Here is a 20145-nt window from a genome sequence, read left to right on the forward strand (position 1 = left end):
AGCGCTCCGATGCGGCTCAGCGGCGAGACCCGGCGACGCGTGTCGGCCCTCCTCGCGGAGCCACCGCTGGATCGTTACCCTGAACGGATCCACAGCTTGCGCCGCGCCGGTAGGGTGGAGACGACGTTCATTCAGGTACCGAAGGAGTTGCCGTGGACCAGTTCGATTCCCCCCTGGTGGTTCCGGCCGATCCCCAGGCCAACACGACCGCCCTCCTGCTGGACCGCGTCCGCGAGACACCCGATCGCCCGCTCTTCGCGCTGCCCGACGGCGACGGCTGGCGCGATGTGACGGCGCAGGAGTTCCTCGACCAGGTCACGGCCCTCGCGAAGGGCTTCGTCGCCGCCGGCCTCGAGCCGGGCGAGAAGGTCGGGCTGATCTGCAAGACGCGCTACGAGTGGACGCTGATCGACTTCGCCGTCTGGTTCGCCGGCGGGATCCTCGTCCCGGTGTACGAGACCTCCTCCCCCGCGCAGGTGCAGTGGAACCTCGCCGACTCCGGCGCGCACGCCGTGATCGTCGAGACTCCCGAGCACTTCGCCCGCTTCGACGAGATCCGCGCCGACCTTCCCGAGGTCCGACTCGCCTGGCAGATCGGGCTGGGCGATCTGGACAAGCTCGTCGCGCGCGGCGTCGACGTGCCGGACGCCGAGATCGAGCGCCGCCGCTCGCTGGCGACCGGCACCGACATCGCGACGATCATCTACACCTCCGGCTCCACCGGCCGCCCCAAGGGCTGCATCATCCGGCACTCGAACTTCGTCGAGCTCAGCCGCAACTCGGCGGTCGCCCTGACGGAGCTGATCCACCAGCCCGGCGCGTCGACGCTGCTGTTCATCACCACGGCGCACGTGTTCGCCCGCTTCATCGCGATCCTCTGCGTGCACGGCGGGGTGAAGGTGGGGCACCAGGCCGACACCAGGCAGCTGCTCCCCTCGCTCGCGTCCTTCAAGCCGACGTTCCTCCTGGCCGTGCCGCGCGTGTTCGAGAAGGTCTACAACTCCGCCGAGCAGAAGGCCGAGGCCGGGGGGAAGGGGAAGATCTTCCGCCGCGCGGCCGACGTCGCCGTCGCCCACTCGATGGCGCTCGAGGCGGGCTCGGTGCCGCTCGCGCTGAAGCTGCAGTTCCTCCTCTTCGACCGGCTCGTCTACTCGAAGCTGCGCACCGCCATGGGCGGGAACGTCCGCTTCGCGGTGTCCGGCTCGGCGCCGCTGGGAGACCGGCTCGGGCACTTCTTCCACAGCCTCGGCATCAAGATCCTCGAGGGCTACGGCCTCACGGAGACGACGGCGCCCGCCACGGTCAACCGCACCGAGCGTTTCAAGATCGGCTCGGTGGGCCCGGCGATGCCCGGCGTCTCGATCCGGATCGCGGGCGACGGCGAGATCCAGGTGCGCGGCATCGACGTCTTCGGCGGCTACTGGAACAACGAGGCGGCGACGGCCGAGTCGTTCGACGGCGAGTGGTTCCGCACGGGCGACCTCGGAACCCTGGACGAGGACGGGTACCTGCGCGTCACCGGGCGGAAGAAGGAGATCATCGTCACCGCCGGCGGCAAGAACGTCGCTCCGGCGGCGCTGGAGGATCCGATCCGCGCGAACCCGCTGGTCGGCCAGGTCGTCGTCGTCGGCGATCAGCGCCCGTTCATCGCTGCTCTGGTCACGCTCGACTCCGAGATGCTGCCGACGTGGCTCGCCAACAACGGGCAGGACAAGGGCCTCTCACTCGAGGACGCGGCCGTGAACCCGGTCGTTCTGGCCGAGGTGCAGCGGGCCGTCGATGCGGCGAACGAGCGCGTGTCCCGCGCCGAGTCGATCCGGAAGTTCGTGATCCTCCCGACCGAGTTCACGGAGGCGAGCGGTCACCTGACTCCGAAGATGAGCATCAAGCGCAACGTCATCCTCGCCGACTTCGCCGACACCATCGCCGCCGTCTACTCCGCCGCCCCCGCCACCGAGGGCATCTCCCTCCGCTGACCCCGCGCTCTCCCGCCGTCACCAGCAGGCCGTCCCGATCGCAGCCGCCTCCGGGACAGCGCGCCCAGCTCTATCCCGTCGGCGGAACGCACGACGCTCCTCGGAACGCGCCCACCTCGAAAGGCCGACCGCGCGGAGCCGGGCAAGGACGGGCTCCCCTCGACACAGCCGTATCCGGAAAAGCGCGTCCCAGCGCTTTCCCGTCGGCGGAACGCACGACGCTCCACAGAACGCGCCCACCCCGAGAAGCCGACCGCGCGGAGCCGGGCAAGGACCGGCTCCCCCTCAACACAGCCGTATCCGGGAAATCGCGTCCCAGCGCTTTCCCGTCGGCGGAACGCCCGACGCTCCACGGAACGCCCCCACCTCGCTGAGCCGACCGCGCCGGGCCTGGCAGGGACCGGCTCCCCACCAACACAGCCGGATCCGGGAAAGCGCGTCCCAGCGCTTTCCCGTCGGCGGAACGCACGACGCTCCATGGAACGCGCCCACCTCGAGCGGCCGACTGCGTGGAGCCGGGCAAGGACCGGCTCCCCTCAACACAGCCGTATCCGGGAAAGCGCGTCCCAGCGCTTTCCCGTCGGCGGAACGCACGACGCTCCACAGAACGCGCCCACCCCGAAAAGCCGACCGCGCGGAGCCGGGCAGGGACCGCCCCCCTCGACACAGCCGTATCCGGGAAAGCGCGTCCCAGCGCTTTCCCGTCGGCGGAACGCACGACGCTCCACAGAACGCGCCCACCCCGAAAAGCCGACCGCGCCGGGCCGGGCAGGGACCGGCCCGGAATCGAACTCAGAACCAGTCGGATTCCCGGACGGCCTTCATGGCGGCGCGGCGGTCGTCCTGGGAGAGGCGGTCGAGGTAGAGGCGTCCGTCGAGGTGGTCGCATTCGTGCTGGAGGGCCTGGGCCATGAGGCCGTCGCCTTCGAGGACGATCTCGTTGCCGTCGAGGTCGGTGCCGCGGACCTTCGCGTGCGGGTAGCGGATCGCGGGGTACCAGAGGTTCGGGACGGAGAGGCAGCCCTCGTCGACCGGTCGCGGGTCTCCGCTGAGCTCGATGATCTCGGGGTTGAGGATGTACCCGATGACGCCGTCGACGTTGTAGCTGAAGGCGCGGAGGTTGACGCCGATCTGGGGGGCTGCGACGCCGGCGCGTCCGGGCGGTCGGACGCTGTCGACGAGGTCCTCGACGAGGCCGCGGACGCCGACGTCGACCGTCTCGATGGTCGTGGACCGGGTCTTCAGCACCGGGTCCCCGAAGATGCGGATCTGGCGTTCGGTCATGTGGTGCGCTCCCTCAGGGCCTCCTCCGCGCTCAGGAGGGCGTTCTCGACGACTTCACTCGCTGCGGGGTGCGGCCAGTACTGGCTGCGGGCGAGTCCGCGGATGCCGGTGCCGGCGCTGGCGGCCTGGACGAGCGGCTGAATGAGGATACTGGCCTGCGGCCCGATGATGTGCGCGCCGAGGAGGGCGCCGTCGATGCCGACGACCAGGAGGCAGGCGCTGGAGTCGTCCTCGAGCGCCCAGCCGAAGGCGGTGGAGCCGTACTCCTGGGTGACGGTGACGACGTCCAGGCCCTGGTCCCGCGCCTCGGCCGCGGTGAGCCCGAAGTGGGCGATCTGCGGGTGGGCGAAGATCGCGCCGGGCACCGGCGAGAGGGTGTCGGAGAGCAGCTCGCCCGGGTGCAGGAGGTTGTGCGCCACGAGGCGCGCCTCGTGGTTGGCGACGTGCTTGAGCTGCCAGCGCGACGACACGTCGCCGAGGGCGAAGAGGCCGGGCACGGGGCGTCCGCCGGAGAGGACGCGCTGCTCGGTGTCGACGCTGATCCGGCCGTCCTCGTGCAGATCGATCCCGACGGAGGCGGCGGCGACCGTGTCGCTGTTGGGGTCGCGGCCGAGGGCGACGAGGAGCAGGTCGGTCTCGACCGTCGTGCCGTCGCTGAGGGCGACGCGGAGCCCGTCAGGTTGGGCGTCGACGCTCTCGGCGCTCACTCCGGTGAGCACCGTGTACCGCTCGGCGGCGATCCCGGTGAACCGGCGCGAGACGTCCTCGTCGAGGGCGCGGAGGAGGCGGTCGCCGCGGACGGCGACGGTCACGGCCGTGCCGAAGGAGGAGAAGACGTGGGCGAACTCGACGGCCACCGCGCCGCCGCCGAGGATCAGCATCCGCTCGGGGAGCTCGTCGAGCCGCATGACGGAGGAGGAGTCCTGGATGCGGGGGTCCGGCTCGTACGCGGCGAGGAGCGGCCTGGGCCGCGAGCCGGCGGCCACGACCACCTGCGGCGCACTGATGCGGGCACCGCTGGCGCTGACGAGGACGTGCGGGCGGTCGCCGTCTCCGAGCGACTCGAAGCCGAAGCTCTCGCGGAGGACGGTCACGTTCGGGGAGCGCTGATCGCGGTACTCGAAACCGCCCTCGCTGATCGCGTCGATCCGGCCGAACACACGGTCGCGCACCTCGGCCCACTCGGGGCGGCGGAGGCGGGAGTGGACGCCGATCGGGCCGCCCTGGTCGACGTCGGTGACCACGTCGGCGACGTGGACGAACATCTTGGTCGGGATGCAGCCGGCGTTGAGGCAGGTGCCGCCGAACCACTCCCCGTCGTCGAGGATCGCGACCCGCAGGCCGTCGAACTCCGGACCGACGATCGAGTTGCCGGAGCCGGCCCCGACGACGATCAGGTCGAAGGCGTCGGTGGACGCGTCGGGCCCGTCGGTACGGTCCTGGTGCGCGGCGGACGCCGCCCCGGAGCCCCGGGGCTCAGACACGTCGGACCGGCATGCCCTCGACCACGAGCGCGGCGAGCAGGCGTGCGGCGTCCTTCGTGCCCTCGCGCAGCTGCTCCCACTTCACCACGGAGCCGGCGGCGAGCACCGGGTCGTAGGGGATGCGGACGATGTCGCGGACGCGGGAGCGGAAGTGCGACTCGATCTCCTCCAGCTTCACCAGGCTCGTGCCCTGCGTCGCCGTGTTGAGCGCGACGACCGCGTTGCGCACCAGGGCGCCGTAGCCGTTCGCGTCCAGCCAGGTGAGGGTCTCGGAGGCCAGGCGGGCCTCGTCGACGCTGCCGCCCGAGACGATCACCACTGTGTCGGCGCGCTGCAGCGTGGGCCGCATCACCGAGTGCACGATGCCCGTGCCGCAGTCGGTGAGCATGATCGAGTAGAAGCGCTCGACCAGATCGGCGACCACGTTGTAGTCGTCCTCGTCGAAGGCCTCGGAGAGCTGCGGGTCGGTGTCGGAGGCGAGGACGTCGAGGCGGGTCTCGTCGCGGGAGACCATCGTCGAGAACTCGGTGAACCCGGTCACGCCGGCCGCGCGGTTCACGACATCGCGGACGGTCGCCCGCGTCTGCTTGGGGACGCGCTCGGCCAGGGTGCCGCGGTCGGGGTTCGCGTCGACCGCGATGATGCGGTCCTCGCGCGCATCGGCGAGGGCCATGCCCAGGAGCGTCGTGACCGTCGTCTTGCCGACGCCGCCCTTGCGGGTCATGACCGGGACGAAGCGGGTGCCGCCCTCGAACTGCCGGCCGATCCGCTCGTCCATCGCCTTCCACGCCTTCACCTTCGCGGAGTCGCCGAGGTTGACCGTGTGGAAGGTCAGGCCGTAGAGGAAGCGGTGCCAGCCGCCCGTGGGAGCGGGGCGGGTCTTGCGGTTGACCTCCAGGAGCCTGTCCGGGGTGAGCATCGACGCCGATTCGGGGACGGCGGCGCTCGGCGCGGACGGGGCGGGAGCGGCGCTCGAGGACTCGGCGCGGAGGCGGTCGCGGCGCGTGGGGACGGCGGCGGGCTCCCCCGCGGACTCGGACGCCGCGGGCTTCTCGGCGGACTCCGCTCGGGCGGGGATCCCCGCCGAGACCGGTCCGTTCGCGCCGGACGGGTGAGCGGGAGCCGGTGAGGGGGTCGGAGCAGGACTCGGCTCCGGGGGCGCGAGAGCGTGCGAGCGCGAGGGCGGCAGGCCGAGGCGGCCGACGTCGATCGCGTCCTCGTCCTCGACCGGAGCGGGGGCGGTGGAGCGGCGTCGCGGGCCGGGCGGAGTGATCCGCACGCCGTCAGGCAGGAGGGTCGGAGCGGTGTCGCTCGCTCGCGGGGAGTACTGACCCGATTCCCGAGCCGCGTCCATGGCGGTCCGCGGCGTGGGACCGGTGCCGGTGTCGGGCTGTTCGTCGTTGCGCTCATCCATGCGAACGAGCCTCCTTCCGCTCAGGACGAGTGTACCGGCGGGCCCGGATCGCGCCGGGCGGCTTGGTCGGAGCGCGCTCCGACTGCTAGTGCGGCCCGCTTCCGGAGGCGGCGCGGACGGCGCGTGCAGCGAACGGTTAGGTTCTGCCGCCCGGAGGAACGTAAAGTAGTCAGCCATGCATGTACTCAGCGTGAGCTCCCTCAAGGGCGGCGTCGGCAAGACCACGGTGACGCTCGGCCTTGCATCCGCGGCGTTCTCGAAGGGCCTGCGAACGCTGGTCGTCGACCTCGATCCCCAGTCCGACGTGTCGACCGGAATGGACATCAACGTCGCCGGCCACCTCAACATCGCCGACGTCCTGACGTCGCCGAAGGAGAAGATCGTCCGCTCGGCGATCGCCCCCTCCGGCTGGACCAAGGAGCACCACGGCACGATCGACGTGCTGATCGGCAGCCCCTCCGCGATCAACTTCGACGGGCCGCACCCCAGCATCCGCGACATCTGGAAGCTCGAGGAGGCCCTCGCGAGCGTCGAGGCCGACTACGACCTCGTGCTGATCGACTGCGCCCCCTCGCTCAACGCCCTGACCCGCACGGCCTGGGCCGCGAGCGACCGCGTCGCCGTCGTCACGGAGCCGGGCCTGTTCTCGGTGGCCGCCGCCGACCGGGCGCTCCGGGCGATCGAGGAGATCCGCCGCGGACTCAGCCCGCGCCTCCAGCCGCTGGGCATCATCGTCAACCGCGCCCGCGTCCAGTCGCTGGAGCACCAGTTCCGGATCAAGGAGCTGCGCGACATGTTCGGACCGCTCGTGCTCAGCCCGCAGCTCCCGGAGCGCACCTCCCTCCAGCAGGCGCAGGGCGCGGCGAAGCCCGTCCACGTCTGGCCCGGGGAGAGCGCCCAGGAGATGGCGCACAACTTCGACCTGCTGCTCGACCGCGTCATCCGCACCGGACGCATCGGCGAGCAGGTCCCCGCCGCGACCTAGGGCCGGCGGGTCCGCCGGACTCCTCCGGCTCGAGGTCTCGGGACGCGGGCGATGCTCGGTGCTCGAGGAATGCCAGGGACGGCGCCGGTGGACGCTCGGCGTCGGAGTTCAGCGCGGACTCTCGATGCGTGGGAGGAGCCCGCCACTCGATCAGCACGGTGAGACTCGGATGGCGCCCGTTGCTCGCACAGCGCGGCTGCAGGCGGGTCCGCTCCTGATCGGCTGAGCGTGCGAAGGGGACCCGGGAGTCCCCGGGGCCGCGGTCGACCCGCGAGGGGTGGGCGGTCAGCCGACGCGGCGGGAGGCGCGGCGCTGGGCGAGCTCGTCGCCAGGGTCGACCGACTGGTGGTCGAGCTCGACGAGGCTCGACTCGACCTCGCGGAGGACCTTGCCGACGGCGATGCCGAAGACGCCCTGGCCGCGGCTGAGCAGGTCGATGACCTCGTCGTTCGAGGTGCAGAGGTAGACGCTCGCGCCGTCGCTCATCAGGGTCGTCTGCGCGAGGTCGTCGACCCCGGACTCGCGGAGCTGGTTGACCGCCGTGCGGATCTGCTGGAGCGAGATCCCGGTGTCGAGCAGGCGCTTGACCAGCTTCAGCACGAGGATGTCGCGGAAGCCGTAGAGGCGCTGCGTGCCGGAGCCGGACGCGCCGCGCACGGTGGGCTCGACGAGCTCGGTCCGCGCCCAGTAGTCGAGCTGCCGGTAGGTGATCCCCGCGGCGCGCGCCGCGACGGCCCCGCGGTAGCCCGCGTCGGCGTCGAGCTCGGGCAGTCCGTCGGTGAACAGGACGAGGTCGCGCTGGCCGCTGACGTCGCGGCTGACTTCTCTCATCCCTGTGCCTCTCGGATCCGGACGCCGGATCCTCCGAACGCGCTCCCTACCGTACCGACCGGCGCAGGCCGAGTAAACGACATCGGCCTCGGCGCCGCGGCGTGTCGCACGGGCCGCCCGACGGCCGGCGGCGCGGCCCTCACGAGCGGGCGATCCGCGAGAGGGCGCTGCGCACCATCGCCCCGCGGATCGTGCCCAGCTGGGTCGCGAGCCCCACCGCGTTCTCGGCAGCGCCGGCGGAGCCGGACGCCTCTCCGCGGCGGGCGCTGGAGGCGACGACGCTCTCGATGAGCGACATCTCGCGCTCGACGGCGACGCGGAGCGGTCGGAGATGGCGGGGCTCGATACCGGATCGGCCGAGGTCGACGAGCGCCTTGAGCGTCGTCACGGCCTCGTCCCCGAACACGTCGCCGCCCCGCACGAGCCCGGCGGCGATGGCCTCCTGGACGAGAGCGGGCGTGGCACCGGACTCGGCCGCGAGGCCCTCGCGGGTCAACCGCGTGGCGGGGCCGAGGAGCGAGGCGCTCGGACCCCCGACACCGGCCGGCAGGGCGGGCTCGCGCCCGGCGTCGATGTCGTCGAGGTACCCGCGGATGACCTTGAGGGGGAGGTAGTGGTCGCGCTGCAGAGCGAGGATCATCCGGAGCCGCTCGACGTCGGAGCCCGAGAACTTGCGGTAGCCGGAGTCGGTGCGGGCCGGCGAGACGAGCCCCTGCTCCTCGAGGAAGCGCAGCTTGGACGGGGTGACGTCCGGGAACTCACTGGTCAGCCTGGCCAGCACCTGCCCGATGCTCAGCAGAGCGGCGGAGCCGGTGGGGAGGGCGCGCGCGGAGGAGCGGCCCACGGCTCACGCGTCCGGAGCGGCGACGAGGTCGGCGCGGGACGCGTAGAAGGTGAGTCGGAACTTGCCGACCTGCACCTCGGAGCCGTCGGTGAGGATCGCGGACTCGATCCGGACCCCGTCGAAGTAGGTGCCGTTCAGGGAGCCGAGGTCGTGGACCTCGAACGCCGTGCCGCGGCGGACGAACTCGGCGTGCCGGCGCGAGACCGTGACGTCGTCGAGGAAGATGCCCGCGTCGGGGTGACGGCCGACCGTCGTGGAGTCGGTGTCGAGGAGGAAGCGGGCGCCGGTGTTCGGTCCGCGGCGCACGACCAGCAGCGCGGATCCCGAGGGCAGAGCGCCGACGGCCTCGGCCTCCTCGCGCGACGCGCGGTTGTCGAGAGCGGCGAGCTGGGCGCCGATGTCGTCGGTGAACGTCAGAGTCGTCTCCGTCGACGGCTCACCGGGAACGGAATTGTGCTGGGCGGATGATGCTCCACCGACGGGCTCGACCAAGACGTACCTCCTATCAGGTCAGCGTATCCGAATCGTGACCCTCGTCGGACCCCTGAGCACCTGTGCGAACCCCCAGGACGAGGTCCCGCGTCTGGACGGCGTAGACGATCCCGGCCCACCAGTAGAGGAACGCGCCCCACAGCGCGAAGGCCCAGGCGATGGGGAGCGAGGCGGGCGCGAGAGCCGGGAACGCCTGCCCCAGCATGATCAGCGGGAGCGCGTAGAAGAGGCAGAAGGTCGCGAATTTCCCCAGGTGGTGCACGGGAAGCGGTCCGTAGCCGTTGTTCGCCAGGACGACCGCCAGGACCACGAGCATCAGGTCGCGGGCGAGCAGCACGGCGACCAGCCACCAGGGCACCAGTCCGCGGGCCGCGAGGCCCAACACGGTGGCGAAGATGTAGAGGCGGTCGGCGGCCGGATCGAGGACGCGGCCGAGGCGCGTCATCTGGTCGAAGCGGCGCGCGATCCAGCCGTCGAGGTAGTCGGTGAGGCTCGAGACGACGAGGGTCAGGAGCGCGAGCGCGTCCTCGCCGAGGACCACGAGCACGAGGAACACCGGCACCAGCGCGAGACGCACCATGCTGAGGACGTTCGGGACCGTCCAGATCCGGTCCTCACCGGTGCGCGCCATGCGCCCAGCCTAGGCGGGGCGCACGGCGGCGTGGTCAGCGCTTGTCGCGCCAGACCCGCTCGAACGGCAGGCGCCAGGCGTGCGGCGCGATCAGCTGGTGGATCGCGTTCGGCCCCCAGGAGCCGGGCGCGTAGAGACGGACGGGCGGCGGATCCTGCAGGAGGGGCGCGGAGACCTCCCAGAGCCGCTCGATGCCCTCCGCGGTGGTGAACAGCGTGTGGTCTCCGCGCATCGCGTCGAGGATCAGGCGCTCGTAGGCCTCGAGCGCGTCGCCCGCGCGGTCGGTCTCCTGGAGCGCGAACTGCATGCTCAGCTTGTCGAGCCGCATGCCGGGACCGGGGCGCTTCCCGTAGAACGAGAGCGAGACCTTCGAGGCGTCCGCCAGGTCGAAGGTGAGGTGGTCCGGGCCGTGGGCACCGACTCCGGAGCCCTGCGGGAACATGCTCTTCGGGGGCTCGCGGAACGCGATCGAGATGATGCGCTGACCCTCGGCCATCCGCTTGCCGGTGCGGAGGTAGAACGGCACTCCCGCCCAGCGCCAGTTGTCGATCTCGCACTTCAGCGCGACGAAGGTGTCGGTCTCGGAGTCGGCGGCGACGCCCGGCTCGTCGCGGTAGCCGATGTACTGGCCGCGCACCACGTTCTCGGGGTTGAGCGGACGCATCGAGCGGAAGACCTTGTTCTTCTCCTCGCTGATGGCCTGGGGCTCCAGCGCGGTCGGCGGCTCCATGGCCATGAACGCCAGCACCTGGAAGAGGTGCGTGACGACCATGTCCTTGTACGCGCCGGTGGACTCGTAGAACTCGGCGCGGCGGTCGAGAGTCAGGCGCTCGGGGATGTCGATCTGGACGTGATCGATGAAGTTGCGGTTCCAGATCGGCTCGAAGAGGCCGTTGGCGAAGCGGAAGGCGAGGATGTTCTGCGCCGGCTCCTTGCCGAGGAAGTGGTCGATCCGGAAGATCTGCTCCTCGCTGAAGGTCTCGTGGAGCTCCGCGTTGAGGATGACCGCGCTCTCGAGGTCGACGCCGAACGGCTTCTCCATGATGATCCGCGAGCGCTCGACCAGCCCGGCCTCGGCGAGCATCCGCACGACGGAGAGAGCTGCCCTGGGCGGGACGCTGAGGTAGTGCAGCCGGCTCACGTCCGGGCCGAGGACCGCCTCGGCGTCGGTCACGGCGGCGGCCAGCGCGGCCGGACCGGCGGACTGCGGGACGTAGCGGAGCTTGGACGCGAACTCGTCCCACTGCGCCGGCGTCAGGGAGCGGCTCCCGAACTCGTCGTAGGCCAGCTTCGCGAAGGCGCGGAACGAGGCGTCGTCGTGCTCCTCGAGCGAGGTGCCGACGATCTGCAGGTCCGGTGCGAGGGAGGAGAGCGCGAGGTGGGCCATCCCCGGGATGAGCTTGCGCCGGGCCAGGTCGCCGACGGCGCCGAACAGCACGACGACATGGGGTGCCGCCTGCTCGGTCTGGACGGCGGGAGCGGGGGGTGCGGTTGTCACGGTCACCCCTCGATCATTCCAGTTCGGATCGTGACGCAGGCGTCATGTGCTCGATACGCACCGCCGCTAAGGTCTCTCCCGTGCATCCGTTCTCCGACGCGTCCGCCGCGACCGCAGCACCCGCCTCCGCCACCGCCCCCTCCTCCGCCGACGGGACGACCGCGCCTCCGCTCGACGAGAGGATCCGCGCCGACGTCCACCTGCTGGGCGAGCTGCTCGGCCAGGTGCTCCGCGAGTCGGGCGAGCCCTCCCTCTACGAGGACGTGGAGCGCCTGCGCGCGCTCACGATCAGCGCCTACGACAGCGGCGACGCCGCCGGGACCGCGGAGGCGGAGGAGTTCGTCGCCTCGCTCACGCTCGAGCGCGCCGAGGAGGTCGCCCGGGCGTTCACCTGCTACTTCCACCTCGTCAACGTGGCGGAGGAGTTCCACCGCGTCCGCGTGCTGCGCCGGCGCGAGGCCGACGCCGGCGCGCAGTCGCCCGAGGACTCGATCCTCGCCTCGATGCGCCGGCTGACCGGGGAGCTCGGGGAGGACGAGGCGTTCGCGCGCCTGTCCCGACTGGAGTTCCGCCCGGTCCTCACGGCGCACCCGACCGAGGCGCGCCGCCGCGCAGTGGCCTCGACCATCCGCCGCATCAGCGACCTGCTCGAGCAGCGCGACGACCCGCGCATGGGCGGCGTCGTGCTGGTGGAGATCCGCCGCAAGCTGCTGGCCGAGGTCGACACGCTGTGGCGCACCGCTCCGCTGCGCGAGTCCAAGCCCACTCCCCTCGACGAGGTGCGCACCGCGATGAGCGTCTTCGACGAGTCGCTGTTCTCGGTGCTCCCCCGCGTCTACCGCCGCCTCGACGACGCTCTGCTCGGCGAGGGCTCGGGCACCCGGGCTCCGGTCGCACCGGCCTTCGTCCGCCTGGGCACCTGGATCGGCGGCGACCGCGACGGCAATCCCTTCGTCACCGCCGAGACGACCCTCGCTGCGGTGGACATCGCCTCCGAGCACGTCCTCATGGGCCTCGAGCGGGTCGCCCGCCGCGTGGGCCGCGCGCTGACCCTCGACGCGTCGACCACTCCCCCGTCGGCCGCCGTCGAGGCGCTCTGGGCCTCCTGCGTCGAGCGGGCTCCCGAGCTCGCCGCCGACATCGCCGAGCGCTCGCCCAACGAGGCGCACCGCCGCGTCCTGCTCTTCGCGGCCGAGCGCCTGGCCGCGACCCGGTCCGAGGGGCCGCTGGCCTACTCCGCCGCCGCCGAGCTGCTGGCCGAGCTGCGCACCCTCCAGGAGTCCCTGGTCGAGGCCGAGGACGTCCGCGCCGCCTACGGCGACCTCCAGGACTTCGTCTGGCAGCTCGAGACCTTCGGCTTCCACCTCGCCGAGATCGAGGTGCGCCAGCACTCGAAGGTGCACCGCGAGACGATCGCCGCGATCCGCGCCGGCGAGGAGCTCGACGAGCGCGGCCTCGAGGTCCTGTCGGTGTTCCGGGCGATCGCGAAGGTCCAGGAGCGCTTCGGCACCGACGCGGCGAGGCGGTACATCGTCTCCTTCACGCAGTCGGCCGACGACCTGCGGACGGTCTTCGAACTGGCCGAGGCGGCGACCGACGGCAAGCCGCCGATCATCGACGCGGTCCCGCTCTTCGAGACCTTCGCCGACCTCGACGCCTCGACCGACATCCTCGCCGAGATGATCCGCCTCCCCCAGGTGCAGGCGCGCCTCGCGGCCACCGGCAACCGGCTCGAGGTGATGCTCGGCTACTCCGACTCGTCGAAGGACGTCGGACCGGTCTCGGCGACGCTCGCGCTCTACGACGCGCAGGCGCGCATCGCGCAGTGGGCGGCCGACGAGGGCATCGTGCTCACGCTGTTCCACGGGCGCGGCGGAGCGCTCGGCCGCGGCGGCGGGCCGGCCAACCGGGCCGTCCTCGCGCAGCCGCCCGGATCGGTGGACGGCCGCTTCAAGCTGACGGAGCAGGGCGAGGTCATCTTCGCCCGCTACGGCAACCCGGACATCGCCACCCGGCACATCGAGCAGGTGGCGGGAGCGACGCTGCTCGCCTCCTCCCCCGCTGTCGGCGAGCGCAACGCGGGCGCCGCGGAGCGCTTCGCCGAGGTGGCGGCGACGATGGACCGCGAGTCGCGCCGCCGCTTCTTCGAGCTCGTGAAGGCCGACGGCTTCGCGCCGTGGTTCGCCCGGGTCACCCCGCAGGAGGAGGTGGGCCTGCTCGCCCTCGGCTCGCGTCCGGCCCGCCGCGGCCTCTCCGTCGAGTCGCTCGAGGACCTGCGAGCGATCCCGTGGGTCTTCGCCTGGACCCAGGCCCGCGTCAACCTGACCGGCTGGTTCGGGCTGGGCAGCGCGCTCGAGGCCGTCGGCGACCTCGACCTGCTCCGCGAGGCCTACGCCTCCTGGCCGCTGTTCACGACGATGGTCGACAACGTCGAGATGTCGCTCGCGAAGACCGACGAGGGCATCGCCCGCCGCTACCTCGCCCTCGACTCCCGCGACGACCTCGCCGGACTCGTGCTCGACGAGATGGCGCTCACCCGCCGGTGGGTGCTCTCGATCACCGGCGAGGAGAGCCTGCTCACGGGCCACCGCGTGCTCGGCCGTGCCGTGCGCCTGCGCACCCCGTACGTCAACGCGCTCTCGCTCCTGCAGCTGCGCGCACTGAAGGCGCTCCGCACCGACCCGGGCGGATCCGGGACGGAGCAGAACCAGCGGCTGCTCCTGCTCGCGGTCAACGGAGTCGCGGCAGGTCTGCAGAACACCGGCTGATCCCGGCTCGGAACGACGGAACCCCCGGCGGCCTCACGGCTGCCGGGGGTTCTCGTGCGTCTGCGGGCGCCTCCCGCCTGCGGAGCGGGTCGAGGCGCCGGGCGGATCAGGCCTGCGGGGCGACGCCGGCCTCCTGAGCGGCCTTCGCCTCCTCGTACTGACGGCGCACCTCGACCATGTCGAGGCCGCGGACCTGCTCGATCAGGTTGTCGAGCGCGGGGGCGGGCAGGGCGCCGGGCTGAGCCATCAGCGGGATCCCGTCGCGGTACACCACGAGGGTGGGGATGGAGGAGATGCCGTAGCTCGCGGCGAGCTGCTGCTGGTCCTCCGTGTCGACCTTCGCGAAGGTGATGTCGGCGTTCTTCTCGCTCGTGGCCTCGAAGACCGGAGCGAACTGCTTGCACGGGCCGCACCAGTCGGCCCAGAAGTCGATGAGGACGATGCCGTCGGCGATCGTCTGGTCGTGGGAGTCGAGGGTCATCGCAGTCGTAGCCATGGGGGATGCAACCGGGTGCCCCCGCGGCCTATTCCCGGGCGGGATCGAGGAGGTCGAGCAGCGACCTCGGACCGACCACGGCGGCCCCGAGCGCCTCGACGCGGGCGGCCAGTCCACGGTCGGCCGTCACGACGACCGCGGTCTCGAGCGCGCCGACCAGCTCGACGATCGCGTCGTCGCCCGAGCCGTCGGCCGCGTGGACCGTCAGCCGCTCCGTGAGAGCGCCCGCCTCCGGACGTGCGGCGCGCGCCACTCCCTCGAGCACCACGGCGATGCGCGGCCAGACCGTGTCGGCGTCGATCCCCAGGAGACGGCCGGGGACGCCGGCCTCCGCGAGGCGGGCCAGGGAGGCGAGGAGGCGCTCCGCGGCGCCGGCGCGGTCGCGCCACCAGCCGTCGGGGCGTGAGCCGACCACGTTGGCGGCGTCCACGACGAGCACCGGGATCGAGGAGCCGAGCGCGCGCAGACCCGGCCAGGCCGCTCCGAAGCCCGGGTGCAGCGGCAGGGAGTCGACCTCGTCGGGGGCGACCCAGCGCAGCTCGGTGCTCTCGGCGTCGCTGATGCGGGGAGTGAAGTGCTCGCGGGACTCGGCCAGGACGGTGGAGTAGCTCCACGGTCCGATCACGACGACGCTGGAGAGCACGGGCAGGATCAGGTCGGCGGGGACGCCCGCCTCCTCCTCCGACTCCCGGAGGGCCGCCTCGAAGGCCGTCTCCTCGGGGTGACGGGCGCCGCCGGGCAGCCCCCAGGTGTCGCCGAAGTGGCTCCAGCTGACGCGGTGCTGGAGCAGGACGCGTCCCGACGGATCGCGCAGGAGGAGGCCGGCGGCGCCGAAGCGCCCCCAGAAACGGCGTCCGTCGCCGATCTCGACCCAGCCGTCGCCGAGCGACGCGTCGAAGGGGTGGCGCGGGAGCACGGCGTCCGCGCCGGGGTCCTCGCTGGTCATGCCCTCCAGCCTCCCACACCGCGCCCGCCGCGCCCGACCCCGACGGGCTGGCAGAATCGGACGATGCGCCGCTCGAGACCCCTCCGCCTCGCGACGCTCGCCTGGCTCGCGCTGATCGCCCTGATCACGCTGACGCCCGCGCCCTACCCGGCCGGGGAGCCCAACGCGCTGATCCGCGGGATCATCGCCTTCCTCGCTTCCACGCCGCTCACCGGCTGGTTCGACTTCGACGTGGCGGAGTTCACTGCGAACGTGCTGCTCTTCGTGCCGCTCGGTGCGCTGATCGCCGCGCAGCTGCCGGCGGGTCGCCGCCTGTGGGCCGCCGTCATCGGGCTCGCCGTGTCGGCGGCCGTCGAGACCGCGCAGCTGCTGTGGCTGCCGACCCGCGTCTCCGACGTGCAGGACCTCGTCTCGAACGGCAGCGGCTCCCTGATCGGCGCCCTGCTGACGATCGCGCTGCTCCGCTTCTCCCCCCGCCGCCGCTCCCGGAAGGACCGCACCGCCCATGCCCGCTGAGACCCTCGTCGTCCTCGACCGACCCTCCCTCGACGCCGAGGCGCACTCGCCGGGAGGACCCGCGCACCGCATCGATCCGAGCGGGCGCGGCGATCTGGACGTCACCGACCTCGGCTTCACCCGCGGCGACGGCGTGTTCGAGACGATCAACCTGGTCGACGGACGGCTGCAGGCGCTCGACGCGCACCTGGACCGCTTCGAGCGCTCGGCCCGGATGCTCGACCTGCCCCGGCCGGACCGGCCCGCCTGGCTCGAGTCGATCGGAGCGGCGGTGGCCGCGCACCCGCCCGTCGCCGAGGCGATGGTGAAGACGATCCTGACCCGCGGCGTCGAGGGCGGCGGGCGGCCCACCGGCGTCGTCTTCGTCCAGACCAGCCCGGACTTCGGCCCGGCCCGCCGCGACGGCGTGCGCGTAGTGCTGCTGGACCGCGGGCTGCGCTCGGACGTGCAGTCGACGTCCCCCTGGCTGCTCGCCGGCGCGAAGACGCTCTCGTACGCGGTGAACCGTGCGGCCGTGCGGGAGGCCGCCCGGCGCGGTGCCGACGACGCCCTGTTCGTGTCGAGCGACGGCTACCTGCTCGAGGGGCCGACCTCGAACCTCGTGCTGCTGACGGGCGGGGAGCTCGTGACTCCTCCGCCGAGCCTCGGGCTGCTGCCCGGCACCACGCAGGCCGACCTGTTCGCGCTCGCGCCGGGCCTCGGCCTCGGGACGGCGGTGCGTCCGCTGCGCTCGGGCGATCTGGAGGCGGCGGACGCGGCGTGGCTGGTCTCGAGCGCGCGCAACGCCGCTCCCGTCCGCGCCGTCGACGGGACCGACCGCCGCGTCGACGCCGACCTCTCGGCCCGGATCAACGCCGCGCTGCTCGCCCGCTGAGACTCCGATCCTCTCCCTGGGACGCCCCGCGCCGAGCGCGGACGGCGTCCCGGAGGAGAGAGGGCTCAGGAGAGGCCGTCGACGTCCGCGGGGCCGCGGCTGATCAGTCCGCCGCGGACGTGCTCGACGGTGGGGTCGAGCTGGACCGGCTCGCGCTCGTCCGCCGCCTCGTCGTTGATCACGGCCGACACGATGCCGCGCCAGTCGGTGCCCTCGGCCACGGCGTCCTCGGAGCCGACGCGGCGCGTGACGAACACGGCCTCCGACTCCTCGCCCGCGTGCGAGATGACGGCGAGGACGCCGACGGTGCGACCGCCCGGGTGCTCGATCCGCCACTCCTCGTGCCCGGACGGCACGAGCGAGAACTCCAGGCCCGCGTGCGGGAAGCCGGTGGGGCGCAGCTCGGACGGGGATCCGCTCTGCGGGGGCGCGCCGCGGGTGGGGACCCCGGTGCCCTCGCCGCTCGTCGTGCTCATGCCGACGTCGCCGCGGGTTCCGCCGGCTCCGGAGCTGTCGTTCGCCGCGACCATGCGGTCGTCGCTGCTCCGCAGCGCGTCGTCCGCTCCGGTGTAGATGCTGTCGTCTCGGTTCATGGGAACCTCCTTGTCGGCGGCCAGTGTAGGACCGCGGGGTGGGTGGCGAGCGGGCGCCGTTCGTAGACTGGGGGGATGCAGATCCCGGTGACCGGTGCCGTGCGGGTGGACGCGTGGCTCTGGGCGGTGCGCATCTACAAGACGCGCTCCGCCGCGACGACCGCGGCCCGGGCCGGCCACATCCGGGTCAACGGCGAGCGGGCCAAGGCGGCGCAGACCGTGCGGGTCGGCGACGAGGTCCGCGCCCGGATCGGCGGCTTCGACCGGGAGCTGATCGTCCGCGGACTCGTGGTCAAGCGGGTCGGTGCGCCGGTGGCCGCCGAGTGCATGGAGGACCGGACACCCCCGCCGCCGCCCCGGGAGTCCGCGCCGGGCGTGATCGTCCGTGACCGCGGAGCGGGCCGCCCGACGAAGCGCGACCGGCGCGACATCGAGCGCCTCCGCGGATTCTGACCGCGCGACCCGGCAGCGGCCTCAGGGGGCGAGCGCGCGCAGGCGCTCCAGGAGCCCCTCCGCCGCCTCGTCGAGGAACCGCTGCTGCAGCTCGTCGCCGACCTGGACGAGGGCGATGTCGGTGAAGCCCGCCTCGATGTAGGGCACGAAGCTCTGGGCGAGCTCGTCGAGGTCGGGGCCGCAGGCGATCTGCTCGGCGACGTCCTCCGGGCGCACGAACTGGCTCGCTCCGGCGAAGCCGGCGGGGGTCGGCAGATCGGAGTTGACCGCCCAGCCGCCGGCGAACCAGCGGAACTGCTCGTGGGCCAGCGCCACTCCCTGCTCCTTGTCCGGCGCCCAGCAGATCGGGATCTGGCCGATCGTGCGCGAGGGGGCGGCGTCCGCACCGCGGACCGCGGTCCACTGCGAGATCAGCTCGGCGTCGGGCTCGGTCGTGATGAGGTGGTCGCCGATCGGCGCGAAGCGGGCGATCGACTTCTCCCCCGAGACCGCCAGGCCGATCTCGACCGGCGTGTCCGGCAGGTCCCAGATGCGGGCGGAGTCGACGCGGAAGTACTCGCCCTCCCAGGTCACCAGCTCGCCGGTGTGCAGCTCGCGGATGAGGTGGACGGCCTCCTCGAGCATGTCCTGGCGCACGGCGACCGAGGGCCAGCCCTCGCCGACGACGTGCTCGTTGAGGTTCTCGCCCGAGCCGAGGCCGAGCGTGAAGCGGTCGTCGGAGAGGATCGCGAGCGTCGCGGCCTTCTGCGCCACCACGGCCGGGTGGTAGCGGATGGTCGGCGCGGTGACGTAGGTCGTGAGGTCGATGGTCGACGTGGCCTGCGCGACCGCTCCGAGCAGCGTCCAGGCGTAGGAGGCGTGCCCCTGCTCGGTCAGCCACGGCGAGTAGTGGTCGCTCGAGACTGCGAACTCGAAGCCGAGCCTCTCGGCGTCGACCGCGTAGCCCACCAGCTGCTTGGGTCCGCTCTGCTCGGTCATCAGGGTGTATCCGAATCGCACCATGGTCCGTCCTCGTTCCGCTCGTCGTGGGATGCCCGGGGGCACGTCCCATGGTGGGCGGGGCGCCGGATGCGCGCTAACCCCTTGCCCCGGTTGCGAGCGGCGGCTAGCGCGGCGTCAGACGAAGCGGATGCGGTTCTGCACCCGGGTGCGGACCTCGAACGACTCGCCGTACCCGCCGAGCCGCGGGTCGTCCGTGCCGGAGCGCAGCAGCTGCGGCAGCAGCGAGCGGCGGATGACGACGGCGCCCTGGTGCCTGCCGCGCTCGACCTGCTCGAACGGCTGCTCCAGCGCGTCGTCCGGCACGACCACGACGCTCGTCGAGAAGCGGACGCCCAGCTCGCGGCCGAGACGGCGCGCGGCCTTCGCGAGCGAGGCGATCGGCTTCTCGTCCTCGGCGATCCCGGGGCCCTCGAGCTCGCCCTTCCTCAGGCGGACCGGGTCGCCCCAGTCGGCGGAGGTCAGCGCGAGCAGGCCGGCCGGCCCGAGCACGAGGTGGTCGATCTTGAGCCCGCCGTCGCCGACCGCGACGTCGTTCCAGATCGTGTAGGCGATGCCGAGCGCGCCGACGAGCGCGGCCGTCGCCTCCTCGGCCTGAGCCTTCGCGAGCCAGGAGCGGACCTCGCGAGGAGCGGAGCGGACGATCGCCGGGTCGAAGGGGTCCTCGGTCTCGACGCCGCGGCCGAGCCACTCGCGCACCAGGCGCAGGTAGTACTCGCGCGCCGCGCCTCCCGGGTGACCGTAGGAGCGGGCGCGCACGGCCGAGGCGGTCTGCGGGCGCGGTGAGCCGGTGTACGGCGACTGCGGGGAGGACCTCCCGGGGGCGGGAGCGCCTCGGTCGTAGTCGCCGCGGGCGGAGGCGCTGCCGATCCGCTCCCAGGCGAGCTGCACCGCGTGGAACGACGCGGCGTCGCCTCCCGTGTCCGGATGGGTCTCGCGGAGGCGGAGCCGGTACGCCCGGCGGAGCTCGTCGTCGGACGCGGTGGCGGCGACGCCCAGCACCTCGTAGGGGGTGCGGGCGGCGTGGCTGTCGGGCATGTGCTTCCGGGAGGGTCGGGGCG

19 protein-coding genes are annotated in these 20145 nt (G+C 72.6%); 6 read left to right on the forward strand and 13 right to left on the reverse strand.

What is annotated here, in order from left to right; all coding sequences use genetic code 11:
• Positions 1-152 precede the first annotated feature (152 nt).
• Positions 153-1976 carry a long-chain fatty acid--CoA ligase gene (locus C5C50_RS11280; protein ID WP_104247148.1) on the forward strand — a complete coding sequence of 608 codons (1824 nt, stop codon included), beginning with the start codon at positions 153-155 and terminating at the stop codon, positions 1974-1976.
• A gap of 792 nt (positions 1977-2768) precedes the next feature.
• Here C5C50_RS11280 and def read toward each other — a convergent pair.
• The 3 genes from def to C5C50_RS11295 are packed head-to-tail and all read right to left on the reverse strand — an operon-like array spanning position 2769 to position 6158.
• The gene (gene def, locus C5C50_RS11285) at positions 2769-3260 is read right to left on the reverse strand and encodes a peptide deformylase (RefSeq protein ID WP_104273474.1); all 492 of its coding nucleotides are present in this window, start codon (positions 3258-3260) and stop codon (positions 2769-2771) included.
• Positions 3257-4744, reverse strand: coding sequence for a mycothione reductase (locus C5C50_RS11290; protein WP_104273475.1), 1488 nt, complete (start codon positions 4742-4744; stop codon positions 3257-3259). The genes def and C5C50_RS11290 overlap by 4 nt, the downstream gene beginning before the upstream one ends.
• A complete protein-coding gene (locus tag C5C50_RS11295) occupies positions 4737-6158 on the reverse strand; it encodes a MinD/ParA family protein (protein WP_258063289.1) in 1422 nt (473 codons plus the stop codon). Before C5C50_RS11295 ends, C5C50_RS11290 begins: the two co-directional genes overlap by 8 nt.
• A 175-nt stretch (positions 6159-6333) precedes the next feature.
• Here C5C50_RS11295 and C5C50_RS11300 point away from each other — a divergent pair, with 175 nt between their 5' ends.
• Positions 6334-7143 carry a ParA family protein gene (locus C5C50_RS11300; protein WP_104222576.1) on the forward strand — a complete coding sequence of 270 codons (810 nt, stop codon included), beginning with the start codon at positions 6334-6336 and terminating at the stop codon, positions 7141-7143.
• Between the two features lie 285 nt (positions 7144-7428).
• On the opposite strand, the gene C5C50_RS11305 is transcribed toward C5C50_RS11300, so the two are convergent.
• The 5 genes from C5C50_RS11305 to zwf all read right to left on the reverse strand — a co-directional run bounded on the left by C5C50_RS11305 (position 7429) and on the right by zwf (position 11439).
• Positions 7429-7974, reverse strand: a complete 546-nt coding sequence (locus tag C5C50_RS11305) for a MerR family transcriptional regulator (protein ID WP_104222575.1) — start codon at positions 7972-7974, stop codon at positions 7429-7431.
• Positions 7975-8113: 139 nt separating this feature from the next.
• Positions 8114-8818: a MerR family transcriptional regulator gene (locus C5C50_RS11310; protein WP_104222574.1), complete on the reverse strand. Its 705-nt coding sequence runs from the start codon at positions 8816-8818 to the stop codon at positions 8114-8116.
• Positions 8819-8821: 3 nt separating this feature from the next.
• Positions 8822-9310, reverse strand: a complete 489-nt coding sequence (locus tag C5C50_RS11315; RefSeq protein ID WP_104222573.1) for an FHA domain-containing protein — start codon at positions 9308-9310, stop codon at positions 8822-8824.
• A gap of 13 nt (positions 9311-9323) precedes the next feature.
• Complete coding sequence (locus tag C5C50_RS11320; protein ID WP_104222572.1) at positions 9324-9941, reverse strand: CDP-alcohol phosphatidyltransferase family protein; 618 nt, start codon at positions 9939-9941, stop codon at positions 9324-9326.
• 34 nt (positions 9942-9975) lie between these two features.
• On the reverse strand, positions 9976-11439 hold the full coding sequence (zwf, locus tag C5C50_RS11325; RefSeq protein WP_104273477.1) for a glucose-6-phosphate dehydrogenase: 1464 nt from the start codon (positions 11437-11439) through the stop codon (positions 9976-9978).
• Between the two features lie 44 nt (positions 11440-11483).
• On the opposite strand from zwf, the gene C5C50_RS11330 reads away from it, so the two are divergent.
• Positions 11484-14207, forward strand: a complete 2724-nt coding sequence (locus C5C50_RS11330) for a phosphoenolpyruvate carboxylase (RefSeq protein WP_104222571.1) — start codon at positions 11484-11486, stop codon at positions 14205-14207.
• Positions 14208-14313: 106 nt separating this feature from the next.
• On the opposite strand, the gene trxA is transcribed toward C5C50_RS11330, so the two are convergent.
• Both trxA and C5C50_RS11340 read right to left on the reverse strand, forming a co-directional pair.
• Positions 14314-14703, reverse strand: a complete 390-nt coding sequence (trxA, locus tag C5C50_RS11335; RefSeq protein ID WP_104222570.1) for a thioredoxin — start codon at positions 14701-14703, stop codon at positions 14314-14316.
• A gap of 28 nt (positions 14704-14731) precedes the next feature.
• Positions 14732-15649 (reverse strand): NUDIX domain-containing protein, encoded by a 918-nt coding sequence (locus C5C50_RS11340; protein WP_104225383.1) that lies wholly within the window; start codon positions 15647-15649, stop codon positions 14732-14734.
• A 63-nt stretch (positions 15650-15712) separates the two neighbouring features.
• Between C5C50_RS11340 and C5C50_RS11345 the strand changes: the two genes are divergently transcribed.
• Positions 15713-16165: a VanZ family protein gene (locus C5C50_RS11345; protein WP_104222568.1), complete on the forward strand. Its 453-nt coding sequence runs from the start codon at positions 15713-15715 to the stop codon at positions 16163-16165.
• Entirely contained in the window at positions 16155-17039 is an 885-nt protein-coding gene (locus C5C50_RS11350) for an aminotransferase class IV (RefSeq protein ID WP_104273476.1), read from the forward strand. Before C5C50_RS11345 ends, C5C50_RS11350 begins: the two co-directional genes overlap by 11 nt.
• A gap of 65 nt (positions 17040-17104) precedes the next feature.
• Here C5C50_RS11350 and C5C50_RS11355 read toward each other — a convergent pair whose 3' ends face one another.
• Positions 17105-17632 carry a hypothetical protein gene (locus tag C5C50_RS11355; protein ID WP_104263028.1) on the reverse strand — a complete coding sequence of 176 codons (528 nt, stop codon included), beginning with the start codon at positions 17630-17632 and terminating at the stop codon, positions 17105-17107.
• A gap of 75 nt (positions 17633-17707) precedes the next feature.
• Here C5C50_RS11355 and C5C50_RS11360 point away from each other — a divergent pair, with 75 nt between their 5' ends.
• On the forward strand, positions 17708-18085 hold the full coding sequence (locus C5C50_RS11360; protein ID WP_181027140.1) for an RNA-binding S4 domain-containing protein: 378 nt from the start codon (positions 17708-17710) through the stop codon (positions 18083-18085).
• Between the two features lie 21 nt (positions 18086-18106).
• Here C5C50_RS11360 and C5C50_RS11365 read toward each other — a convergent pair whose 3' ends face one another.
• The gene (locus tag C5C50_RS11365) at positions 18107-19087 is read right to left on the reverse strand and encodes a TIGR03557 family F420-dependent LLM class oxidoreductase (protein ID WP_104222565.1); all 981 of its coding nucleotides are present in this window, start codon (positions 19085-19087) and stop codon (positions 18107-18109) included.
• Positions 19088-19201: 114 nt separating this feature from the next.
• A partial coding sequence (locus C5C50_RS11370; RefSeq protein WP_258067741.1) for a DnaJ domain-containing protein occupies positions 19202-20145 on the reverse strand: 944 nt, incomplete at its 5' end.

It is taken from the genome of Rathayibacter sp. AY1D9, from assembly GCF_002932395.1.
Classification (GTDB): Bacteria; Actinomycetota; Actinomycetes; order Actinomycetales; family Microbacteriaceae; genus Rathayibacter.